Origin of the sequence: Coleofasciculus sp. (assembly GCF_046539235.1) — a bacterium.
Classification (GTDB): Bacteria; Cyanobacteriota; Cyanobacteriia; order Cyanobacteriales; family Coleofasciculaceae; genus Coleofasciculus.
Window position 1 is genome coordinate 1 of sequence record NZ_JBKHHI010000186.1, and the last position, 12142, is coordinate 12142.

Consider the following 12142-nt stretch of genomic DNA (forward strand, 5'->3'; position numbering starts at 1 on the left):
CACCAAATGGCGATTTGAGGTGATAGGTATGGTTTTCATGACAGACAAAGAACTTGCCACTAGAGTTGAAGAGCAAATCCAGTGGGATGGGCGCGTGCCAGCAGCGGAGGTTGACATTACGATTGAAGATAGTAAAGCTATCTTGAGAGGCACTGTACCCAGTTACCGTGCCAAAATGGCAGCAGCAGAAGACGCTTGGGTGGTATCGGGAATTCAGAAAGTGGATAACCAACTCCAGGTAAAATATCCACCAGCGATAACAGTTCCTCCGGACAGCGAAATTGCATCGAGTGTAAACGCTGTCTTAGTTTGGGAACCTGATATTGATTCGGCGCAGATAGAAGTCAGTGTTACCTCAGGAATTGTGACCCTCCGAGGTACTGTGAATGCTTACTGGAAGAAATATCAAGCGGAACAGGATGCTTACGGGATTGCGGGTGTCATCGATGTAATTAATCAACTTGGGGTGGTTCTGAGCGATAAACCCCTTGATCAGGTAATCGCTAGAGATATTGAAGCCGCCTTGGCAAGGAATTCTCATGTCAATGTTGAGGATGTGACGGTGGCTGTAGATAATGGCACTGTCATCTTAGGTGGCAATGTTCCCAATTGGGCGGCGTGGCGATCTGCCTATAACGCGGCTATCTATACAACTGGCGTGATCGATGTTGTTGATCAACTTAACATCATTTATACCTAGGTATGTAGAGACGTAGCATGCTACGTCTCTACATTAGGGCGGGTTTAGTTGCATCTGGGTGAGGTAAGAAACGTTAATAGTGAAACCCGCCCCTACACGCTCCACACTCAAAAATTAACCAATACTGATACTGAGAATAAAACTACTGAGAATAAAACCATGACTAAAACATCAGCATTAAACGTAGAACAAAAACCTGTTCAAATTCCATCGGGTCGAGTTAACCTAGAAGGCAATTTGAATATGCCTGAAACGACTCAGGGCGTGGTAATTTTTGCTCATGGGAGTGGTAGTTCTCGCCATAGTCCCCGCAATCGATATGTTGCTGAAGTCCTTAACCAAGCCGGGTTAGCTACGCTACTGTTTGATTTGCTGACTTTAGATGAAGAACAAGAAGATAGGCTGACAGGACATTTGCGCTTTAATATCGACTTCTTGGCAGATCGGCTGGTGACGGCGACAGAATGGCTTGCCCAAAACTTAGATGTTCCCAAGATGCCAGTGGGTTACTTTGGTGCCAGTACGGGTGCGGGTGCAGCTTTAGTTGCCGCCGCCCGCCGCCCTCAAGCTGTTGATGCGATCGTTTCCCGTGGCGGACGCCCTGATATGGCGGGAGCGGTTTTACCGCAGGTACAAGCACCGACGCTACTAATTGTTGGTGGTAATGATGCTCCCGTGATTGAGATGAACAAGGAGGCTTTGGCACAGCTAGAGGTTGAAAAGAAATTAGAAATTGTTCCAGGGGCTACCCATTTGTTTGAGGAACCTGGTGCCTTGGAAAATGTGGCACAACTCGCTTGTGATTGGTTTGAGCGCTGTCTGGCTGGGAAATAATCTTAGGTTTTGATCGAAGTCAGGACGGGTAAAAATAACTAAGTGAGTATACAAGGATAGAATCAGATGCCAAGCTGCAACAAGCCAACTTAGAAAATTTTGCTAGCCCGATTGAAAATCAGGGGAGAATGTCAGAGAACGCAGACAATCATGAAGCTACCTGCTAAGTTGGCTTATTCTTCGAGAAGGCTCTACCTACGTACCTCAACCCAATCGACAAAGGGGATCATAGAGCCGAATATTAGCTTGACCCAGTTAGCTGATCAGATACGATTCAGGTGGTATCCTCTTGGATGATCAGCTGTGTGTAGGAGATGCTATGGATAACTGGCAATCTGTTCGCGTTTTTGGCTTGCCAGCAGAAAAAGGCAGATGGTTTTTAATCCCGTTAGGCTCGCTTGTCCTACTGTGTCTAGGCACAGTCTATTCTTGGAGTATCTTCCGTAAACCGCTAGAGGACTTATTTGGCATCAGCGCCACCCAAAGTTTGTTACCGTTCACCTTTTTATTAGTCCTCTATGCCCTGTTGATGCCCATTACGGGATTCTACATTGATAAGATCGGTGTGAGCAAAATTACCGCGATTGGTGGCGTGGTAACGGGAATTGGTTATCTCCTCTCCAGTTTCACCACGAATATCATTCTTTTAACCATTACTTATGGGGTAATTGCTGGCGCGGGAGTTGGCATTGCCTATGGTGTTCCCCTAGCCGTTTCCGCTAAATGGTTTCCCGATCGCAAAGGGTTGGCAGTGGGATTGACGGCGATCGGGTTTGGACTTTCTCCCTTGGTGACGGCGCCGATAGCAAAAGGCTTAATTGAGGCGTTTGGCGTTCTTCCTAGCTTTGCGATTCTGGGGATTAGCTTGACAGCAATTATTCTCGTCATCTCCATCACCTTAAGATTACCCCCAGTCGGATGGAAACCCCACAACTGGACACCCAAACGGCTCGAAACAACCAAAAATCAGCGGCGACAACTCTTGCAATCACCGTCTTTTTATGCGCTCTGGTTTTGCTATACCATCGGCACGTTTGTCGGACTCTCGGCGATCGGTATTTCTAGCCCCGTGGCACAGGAAATTATTCAACTTGATGCGACGACTGCCGCGATTACGGTGTCTATCTTTGCTGTTTTTAATGGTATCGGGCGTCCTCTATTTGGTTGGTTAACTGATCGCCTACAACCAAAGGGAGCGGCAACTATCTCCTATGTGTTAATTCTGATCGCTTCAATTTTGATGCTCAATGCTGGAGAGGGGCAAACGTTGACCTATCTGGTTGCCTTTTCTCTGTTCTGGCTTTGCTTAGGAGGATGGTTAGCGATCGCACCGACAGCAACCCTGATTCTGTTTCCTCCAGAGGACTATGCTAAGAACTATGGGATTGTCTTCACCGCCTATGGCGCTGGAGCATTATTAGGGACTCTCGCCATCGGACAACTCCGGGATTTATTTGGCAGCTACACTTATGCTTTCTATCCCACCGCCATTTTAGCCGTCATTGGTATTATTATTGCCCAATTGAAGCTGCGAGCTTAAGTATTGAACTTTGGACTAAAAAATAAATTTGCGTAATTTATTGCCAAGGCATTTGGGGCAGAAAAATTAGATGTAGGGGCGGGTTTAGGTACTCAATTCAAATATCCATCAATAATGGAACAACAAAACCCGCCCATTCCCCCACCGAAAGGCAATCGATTAATCCCAAACTAGCAGTGAAAGATTGGGGCAGGGCGGGTTTTGTAGAAAGGTGATTGGTGGCTCCATTAATTTTGTCCCTAAACCCGCCCCTACATTGGGTTTTATGTCCCGATATCATATTTTAATATTAACCTGAAACCCGATCAAAAAACACCAGATTCCCAACAGCGATCGCACTTTGTTTGTCCAAAGTCTAGTAAATCCGATTAACCAACATTTGCCAGGGTTCCCCATTCAAGGGGATAGAGTTCAACTAATTCACGCAGTCTATACTGTTGATAATTTTTCGGCGAACTTAGACGAGCTTTATTAATTGTTTGAATAAGTTGCTGGCGAGAAAACGGTTTGCTTAAGTGGGCGATTGCCCCCTGTTTCATGCCCCAAATTCGGTCAATTTTATGATTTTTAGCCGAACATATAACAATGGGAATGTTCTGAGTCTCTGGGTGTTTTTTAAGCTGACGACACACCTCAAACCCATTCATTTCCGGCATCATTAAGTCAGTGACAATAACATGGGGTTTATACAAGACTGCCTTATTCAGTGCTTCTTTTGGGTTGGTTAGATTGATGCTCGTATGACCGCTATCACGTAGATAAAGATTCATCAATGCTAACTGGGTGATACTATCCTCAATCAATAAAATCTTACTCATAGGAAGATTAGCCTGAAAGTGTAAATCTGCTGGGACGCAATAAAAATAGGAAATTGCTTTTAGATGTCTGTGTTATCTACCAGAATACCTTTACTTCCTGTAACCAAAAATCCGTTGATTCGCTGAATCATCCTAGGTAGAATGGCTGAGTTTAAGGAAAATGAGTCAGTATATATGCTTATCGTGTTGACAAAATTGGAATTATTGAGATGATCATGATGCATTTCTGGGATACAGTAAAAACTTGCCAAGGGAGTTCCCAGAAGGGAGGATAATAGCAAGACCATAGCCCATCACTGACTTTTCCATGACAGACATCTCTGGTGCATCAACTCATCTGCAACACCATCGACAGCAGTTTCCGGCTTTAGCCAACAAAGCCTATTTCAACTTTGGCGGTCAAGGGCTTCTCCCCGCAAGGTCATTAACGGCGATTAAAGAAGCTTATGAGTATACTCAGGATCATGGACCGTTTTCTGGTAAGGTCAATGAGTGGCGCTTGGAACAAACTGGGCAACTTCGAGGTGCGATCGCATCGGAGTTGAGAACGCCGCCGCAAACGATTACCCTCACCGAAAATGTCACCGTTGGCTGTAATATTGCCTTCTGGGGAATAGACTGGCACGTTGGCGATCGCATCCTGCTGACGGATTGTGAACATCCGGGTATTGTGGCTACAGCAGAAGAGATTGGACGGCGATTTGGTGTAGAGGTGTCCACTTGTCCAATTATGGCGACGCTGAACCAGGGTGATCCTATCGCCGTAATCAAACAACACCTGACACCGCGTACCCGCTTAGTGGTTCTTAGTCATATCCTCTGGAATACGGGTCAAGTTTTGCCCTTAAAAGAAATTGTAGAAACCTGTCGTAATACGGCGACAGAAAACACCCCGATTAGAATTTTAGTCGATGCAGCCCAATCCGTCGGTTCTTTACCCTTAAATTTAAGCGAACTTGGGGTAGACTTCTATGCCTTTACAGGTCATAAATGGTGGTGTGGACCTGCTGGGGTTGGCGGTTTATACGTGCGCCCTGATGTATTAGAACACCTGCATCCCACATTTATTGGTTGGCGCGGTATTACGATGGACAACAGAGGTAAACCCATCGGCTGGAAACCGGATGGACAACGCTTTGAAGTCGCCACCTCCGCCTATCCTCTCTATGTTGGATTGCGAGAGGCGATCGCAACTCATCAGCAATGGGGAACAGATCAAAGCCGCTACGAACAAATTTGTCAGCGCAGTCAGTATCTTTGGCAACGTTTATCCCAGTTAAACTCGGTGCGTTGCTTATTGAACTCTCCCCCCCAAGCGGGTTTAGTGTCCTTTGTCTTAACCGATAGTACCCCCTCTTCCCAACTTGTCAACCAATTAGAAGACAAGGGTTTCCAACTTCGCACCCTGCGTGATCCCGACTGCATTCGCGCCTGCGTTCATTACTTTACAGACTATGAGGAAATGGATCAGTTAGTGGACGCGATCGCGTCTCAATTGTAGGGGCGGGTGTAGGGGCGGGTTTAGCCACACAATTAGAATGTCAGTGATAACATCTCAACAAAACCCGCCCTTATTCAATTAAAATGTCAGTGATAACATCTCAACAAAACCCGCCCTAACACCAAATCCTGACAAATGACAAATGACAAATGACAAATGACCAATAACTATTCCGTTGACTTTTGTCGCACACCTTGCACAATCCGCGAGAGTTCACTCTTTTCGTCAACCGTAATCCGACTGGGGGAACCACTGATAATCCGCTCGTAATGGCGGAATGAATCCTTAATTTCTGCCCCATCTTTGCTAATCGTATACTCCCGGATTCCGGTATCGTGCCAAGACCCACGCATTTTAAATACATTAATTGCCCGGGACATTTGCCCCCGAATTTCTACGTATTGCAACATTAAAATTGTATCAGTAATCGTAGAAATATGGGAATCTGTAATTGAATTCGATCCCATAAATTGATCCGTTGTATTGGTAAAAAACCCGGTAATTTCTTCTTGCTTGGCGTAACCCGTCACACCAATCACAAACTGACGGAATGCATTATTGCTCACTCCCCGCGCTAACGCCGAAAGAGAATCAATGGCAATGCGAGAGGGTTTAAACTCCTGAATTTGGGTTTGAATAATTTGCAAATGATCTTCTAATCCTGCCGATTCTGGGTAAGAACAAAGAATTTTCAATAACCCTTTTTCCTCCATTTCCTCAAAATCGATACCCCAGGATAAACCGTTTCGCGTGAGCTGCGCTCTGGATTCTTCGTAAGCGAAGAGAATCGCCCGTTCTTCATTTAAACAAGCATCATGAATAAACTTACTAACTAATAAAGTTTTTCCGGTTCCCGTAGCTCCCGTTGCTAGAATAATGGAATCTTTAAAGAAGCCACCACCACACATTTCATCCAGGGTTTTAATTCCAGAGGATACCCGAACATTAGACGAACGCTGAGTTAATTGCATGGCACCTAAGGGGAAGATATTAAATCCTTGATTGCTGAGGGTAAATGGGTATTCCCCTTTCATGTGGGTTGTACCCCGTAGCTTGAGAATTTCAATGGTGCGGCGTCGCCGTTCTCCTTCCAAAACATTGCGAACAATTACCACATTATCGGAGACAAACTCTTCCACACCAAACCGGGCTACGGGTCCATACTCTTCAACGCGCTCCGTCGTCATCACAGTAGTCACGCCAATTTGCTTCAGACGAGCGACTAAGCGAAAAATTTCTCGCCGCACCACTGAAGCCGCATCGTATTGTTGAAATATGGCAGTAATCGAATCAACCGAGACGCGCTTGGCTTTGTACTTGCGAATCGCGTATTGAATCCGCTCAATTAAAGCGGACAGATCAAAGTTCCCGACAACTTCTTGTCCTTCGGGATCAGGAGAAGCATCCAGAATAAAAAGTTTGCCGTCATCAATTAACTTTTGCAGATCCCAGCCTAAGCTATGGGAATTTTTAATAATATCGTTGGGAGATTCTTCAAAGGTAACGAAGACACCCGGATCATCAAATTGAGTGATTCCGTTATAGAGAAACTGAACCGCAAACAATGTTTTACCTGTACCAGAGGTGCCACTAACCAGTGTGGTTCGAGCCACGGGTAACCCCCCATGGCTAATATCATCGAACCCTTCAATCATCGTCCGGATTTTATGGACTCCTGGGGTGGTAAATTCATCGGGTCTTTGCTCATCTAGATTAAATGGACTCATATTTTTTCGTCAAATTTAAAGATATAACTCAAATCGCCTTCATCTGAGAATAGATCTCGAATCCGCTATTATCTCATAAAATCTGAACATGCCCTAAAAATCTATCTCTCCATCCCGAATTTCTTCATAAAGCAGATCCAATCCGATTAAGACTTTTTCGCGATCAGACAGATCCCCAATAATTTTTCGCACCGGAGGGGGTAAAACTTTCGCTAGAGTTGGAGTTGCCAAAATTTTATCTTCCTCAGCAAGTTGAGGACTTTTGAGTACATCAATCACTTTCAGGGCGTAAACCCCTTGAAATTCCTGTTCCAGGATATTTTTGAGGGTTTTCAATGCGGTAACTGAGTGGGGAGTATTCCCAGCCACGTAAAGCTTGAGGACATAAGTTTTTTTTAAGGGACTCATAGGGTTAGCCATTAGTAATAAGCGCAGGATAGTTGCCAATTTAAAAGTAACCCGGAAGAAATTCGTTCACCGTTGACGTTGATGGGTCGGGAGCGAATTGCTAATACCACAATTATAATTATAACTCTCTGGGAATCGAGCGACGATACATTTCACCTAAATGAGCAATTACATCGATCAGCGTTAGACGATAGTCTGTGAGAATATCTTCATTGCGACCCTCTAGCTTGAGTTGTTTAGCAAAATCATCCATCAAATCCATGTGAATTTCTACAATTTTAGAAACGGATATATCGGCAAAAAATGCTTCATTTACCAAATTATCAATTAACTGGTTAATCGCGGTTGCTTGACTGAAGTACATTAAAACAATCTCACGATAATCACTCTTAAGCTGTTCGATCAGTTTGCTTTTTTCATTTTCAGGTAAATAGCGAAAGAAAAACTGAGGATTTCGTTTATAGTAAACACCGAGATATCCCAGTCGCTCTTTGAGTTTTTCAGATAACCGATACTGCTGCTTCATTAAAGAACCCCGATGAATTTCTTCGGTTTTCTTATCCGTATTAGCCAGAAGAGTTGGCAAGTTGCAGTTCGGAGAAAGGGAAAGGAACTGGGTAATTGCCTGTTCTAGGAAATGTTCTATGTCAGAGACTTGGCTAATATCGAGTCGAACTTCAGCGGCGTGAAACAAATAATGCACCTCCCCTGGTGTACAACGAACGGTTGTTTGAATTGGGTTGGGCTGAGCATTTGTGACAACAACAGAACCATTGTTTTTTGATTCTTTGGGAAAAACAACTAGAGGAAGTAGGGTTCCTTGTTCGTACAACTGATTAATAACGGGTGGTAAGGAGTCGTCATCTTGCAGCACTAAACAATCGATATGCTGCTGTTTTTGTTCCACGAACTCCAGAAACTCAGCGGCTGAGTTCGCGATCAATAAAAGATAGCGATCGCCACTTAAAACCTGGCTCAGTGACTGCGCCAGGGCTGGGGAACGAACAAAAATACCAATTGACAGTTGAGGATACAAAACGATAGGACTTTAATGTTGAAAAACAACCTTACCAATTGCCGAGTTCAATTTCTCGACTGTCACGTATTTTAACAAAATTTTTCTAAAGTTAATTAACATTACGTTAAGTACTCTAAGAATTGTAAGTAATTGTAAGCATTTTGGACTTTACCCCCCCGATCCAGCGCCATAATTGATCTAGAGCGGTGGTTGTGCTGGTCAGCGGAACAAGTCCCTGACGCTATTCGGCTTATGGGCAACTTGATAATTTATAGCCTGCGACCTAGCCGCTTCCCCTGATTTGAGCTAATTGGTCATATCCATGTCAACTCCCAGTTTAAAAGAATGTGCTGCTCCTGTTCCGATTTGTTCCCAAACCACTGATCTAACTGCCCTACTGGAGATTTTTCAGGCATCAGGGAGTGACTCGATTGTTGTGGTCAGTGAGCAGCACTATCCTCTGGGAGTCGTGAATCTGCGACAGGTTATGCCCCATCTCCTGACCGGGGCGAGGTCAGCAGCAACTCTAGGAACAACCGCAACTAGAGATTTCTCTCAACGGCTCTCGGAATTGGAACCCTCTGTAATTGAACCCCTAGAGATTATACCAGCATCGTTGACAATCAGCCAGTTCTGGACTATCTTAACCGACTTGGGTAGGGGAAAACCAGACAAACCATTCAATACATCCAACATTCCCTACCCGGAAGGTTCCAGACAATGGGCATTAGTCGAACCTAATGGTAGATTTTTGGGACTGCTTAATAGCTGGCAATTATTGAAATTTCTAGCGCCTAAACCCCAGACTGAGGATGTAGAGACGTTACATGCAACCTCTCTACGTCAGGGCGGTTTTTGCACAAACGTTACCATCAATAGCCAAAAGCAAGTTTCATTACCCGCCCCTACCAACCATTCCCTCAATAGTCGCGAAGGGTTCCCCAATCCCCAATCACCCTTAATCCAACTCCTCGAACAACTACCACTCCCCCTGAGTTTACAAACCGCAACCGGGCAAGTCTTGTCCGAAAATCGGGCTTGGCGTCAGCAGATAGGGTTATCTTGGGAGCATCCAACTGGGATAGAGTCAACCTCGGTTGAATCACCCTCCCATCTAGGCATCATCAGCCATAACACTCAGCCCGACTCAACCCGCTACTGTGCCAATGGGCAGACAAATCCTCAGGTGACAGAACCATTAGCGGTAGCTGAACCGAACCCCACCCATAAGCCGATCAACAATAGGGAGAAGCCAGTAACTTGGGGGGTTGGTGATCAAACTCAGCCAACATTCACTTCCCCTAGAGCAATGGGTTTTGACTGTGCAGGCGATCGCACTCACCTCATGACACCCCATGCTCAACATCCAGAACTTGAGTCTCCAGCAACATCTCAGTATCCTCAAGACTCACACCGGGATGGGGAAACCCTAGAAATGACGAAAAAAATCCAGGATCGCCAGTTTGTGTTGACCAAAATGTCTCTACCTCCCTCGTTGTTCCCCGAATTGACAACTGAGGACTGGAAAAGCACACCATGGAAAGACGCACCATGGCACAAAAATACCCTCAATCCCCCTAATTCACAGCTTTGGTTAGTCATGGCGCAAGACACGACGACTCAACAGCAAGTCGCTCAAGAACTGACTGCCAAAAATGCGGATTTAGTCCAACTCAACCGCCTGAAAGACGAGTTTTTAGCCTGTATTAGCCATGAACTCAAGACGCCACTCACCGCCGTTTTAGGATTATCAACCCTGCTCAAAGATCAGTTATTAGGCGAACTCAATGAACGTCAAGCGCGTTATGCTCGGTTGATTTACCAAAATGGGCGTCAACTGATGGCGGTGGTCAATGATATTCTGGATCTAACGCGCATGGAAACAGGTCAGCTTGAACTGACGTTAGAACCAGTGCAGATTCAAAGCCTGTGCGATCGCGCTTATCAACAAGCCCTGCAAGTCTACTCAGACAAGGATCAAACCCAAGAAGGCGCAACCCCCGACATCTCCTTTGTATTAGACATCGAACCTGGTCTAGACACCATCATTGCCGATGAACTGCGGCTGCGGCAAATGCTGGCACATCTGCTATCCAATGCACTCAAATTTACCGACAGCCAAAACACCGTAGGTTTAAAGGTTAACAATCAAGATGGCTGGATAGCCTTTACCATCTGGGACACAGGGATTGGCATTCCCGAAGACAAACAGCACTTGATTTTTCAGAAATTCCAGCAGTTGGAAGAACCACTCACTCGTCGGTTTGAGGGGACAGGGTTAGGATTAGTCTTAACCCAACGCTTGGCTCGCTTGCATGGAGGAGATATCTCGTTTATCTCTAAAAACGGCAACGGTAGCGAGTTTACCCTGCTCCTTCCCCCCTGTCCCCCTTCTGGCAGGGATTTGGCAGAGACTGAGGACTGGGAACAGGCAAACACCAACTTCCCATCCCCCAATCGTAACCGCTTGGTGTTAATTGTCGAAACTGTACCCCGGTATCTAGAAAGCCTGACGGTGCAGCTAAAACATTTAGGCTACTGGGTGATCAATTCTCGTTCTGGTCCAGAAGCCCTCTCCAAAGCTCGTAGCTTACAACCGAGCATCATCTTACTCAATCCTATTCTCCCACAAGTTTCGGGTTGGGATGTGCTGACATTACTTAAGTCTGATCCGCAAACCCATCACATTCCTATCTTAGTTACAGCGACTCAAGCTGAGAAAGAACAGGCTGATAAAAATAACGCCGATGGCTTCTTAAGTTTACCGGTTCAAGAGGAAGCATTAGCCAAAAGCCTGACTCGCTTAGGTAAACATCAGCCTCCCGCCAATCAGGTTCTAACCCTGCTTTATCTCAGTGCGGGGTTAGTCGAGGTTCCCCCGGAATCGTCAAGACTAATTTCTCAGTTAACTGATATACTCAGTTGCCAACATTCAGATCTAAAATACCGCATATTGGAAGCCGATGATTTAGAACAGGCAGAATTATTGGCGCGGGTTTGGCATCCGGATATCGTTTTGCTCGACGGGGCTGGGATCAACGATTCCCCAAGTTACTTTAAAACCTATTCGTTATATCCCGCATTAGCGGAGCTACCCCTGATTACCCTAGATCATCAAACCACACAAGCTGCCAATCAAGCGATCGGTCTTTCTGTCTATCCTTGTTTAGCCCCGGATAACCCCCAGAAAATTACCACACTGCTGCAAGTGATTCAAATTGCGGCGGGAGTGAGTCGCAAGTCGAGTATTCTGATCTTTGATCTGGGCGACACTCCAGGAGTTAGTCCAAAACCTCACGCTTTCAACACGAATTCCGTCACACCTTACACCCCTTGGTTACGGGCATTGATTCAATATCTAGAAGCGGCTGGATTTAGAAGTTTATTCTCCCACTGTTGGTCAGATGTCTACCATCAACTTCAAGCACAAATGGTTGATGTACTTCTGATTCGGATCAAGGATATTGAAAATGATTTGGGCGTGGTTCAAGGATTAAAAGAGTTGAATCAGCTCCCGAATCGACCCCCGATTCTTTTGCTGGATCATCGATTGCCCGATTCATCCCTCAATGTTGGCGTTTCTGAGTCTGATAAAA

At 45.4% G+C, this 12142-nt stretch carries 9 protein-coding genes; 5 read left to right on the forward strand and 4 right to left on the reverse strand.

Going from position 1 to position 12142, the window contains the following annotated elements; all coding sequences use genetic code 11:
• The 3 genes from ACLFWI_RS16850 to ACLFWI_RS16860 all read left to right on the forward strand — a co-directional run.
• On the forward strand, positions 1-700 hold a 700-nt coding region (locus ACLFWI_RS16850; RefSeq protein WP_446413873.1), incomplete at its 5' end, for a BON domain-containing protein.
• Positions 701-859: 159 nt separating this feature from the next.
• Positions 860-1534: a dienelactone hydrolase family protein gene (locus tag ACLFWI_RS16855; RefSeq protein WP_446413874.1), complete on the forward strand. Its 675-nt coding sequence runs from the start codon at positions 860-862 to the stop codon at positions 1532-1534.
• Between the two features lie 319 nt (positions 1535-1853).
• On the forward strand, positions 1854-3074 hold the full coding sequence (locus tag ACLFWI_RS16860) for an L-lactate MFS transporter (protein ID WP_446407434.1): 1221 nt from the start codon (positions 1854-1856) through the stop codon (positions 3072-3074).
• A 368-nt stretch (positions 3075-3442) separates the two neighbouring features.
• Here ACLFWI_RS16860 and ACLFWI_RS16865 read toward each other — a convergent pair whose 3' ends face one another.
• The gene (locus ACLFWI_RS16865; protein ID WP_446413875.1) at positions 3443-3892 is read right to left on the reverse strand and encodes a response regulator; all 450 of its coding nucleotides are present in this window, start codon (positions 3890-3892) and stop codon (positions 3443-3445) included.
• 307 nt (positions 3893-4199) lie between these two features.
• Here ACLFWI_RS16865 and ACLFWI_RS16870 point away from each other — a divergent pair, with 307 nt between their 5' ends.
• Positions 4200-5393: an aminotransferase class V-fold PLP-dependent enzyme gene (locus ACLFWI_RS16870; protein ID WP_446413876.1), complete on the forward strand. Its 1194-nt coding sequence runs from the start codon at positions 4200-4202 to the stop codon at positions 5391-5393.
• 167 nt (positions 5394-5560) lie between these two features.
• Here the strand turns inward: ACLFWI_RS16870 and kaiC are convergent, their stop codons facing one another.
• The 3 genes from kaiC to ACLFWI_RS16885 form a co-directional block, all read right to left on the reverse strand.
• On the reverse strand, positions 5561-7120 hold the full coding sequence (kaiC, locus tag ACLFWI_RS16875) for a circadian clock protein KaiC (RefSeq protein ID WP_446407425.1): 1560 nt from the start codon (positions 7118-7120) through the stop codon (positions 5561-5563).
• 93 nt (positions 7121-7213) lie between these two features.
• Complete coding sequence (kaiB, locus tag ACLFWI_RS16880; protein WP_446334974.1) at positions 7214-7528, reverse strand: circadian clock protein KaiB; 315 nt, start codon at positions 7526-7528, stop codon at positions 7214-7216.
• A 118-nt stretch (positions 7529-7646) separates the two neighbouring features.
• Complete coding sequence (locus ACLFWI_RS16885; protein ID WP_446413877.1) at positions 7647-8564, reverse strand: circadian clock protein KaiA; 918 nt, start codon at positions 8562-8564, stop codon at positions 7647-7649.
• 304 nt (positions 8565-8868) lie between these two features.
• On the opposite strand from ACLFWI_RS16885, the gene ACLFWI_RS16890 reads away from it, so the two are divergent.
• Positions 8869-12142, forward strand: a 3274-nt coding sequence (locus tag ACLFWI_RS16890) for an ATP-binding protein (protein ID WP_446413878.1), incomplete at its 3' end; no start/stop codon positions are given.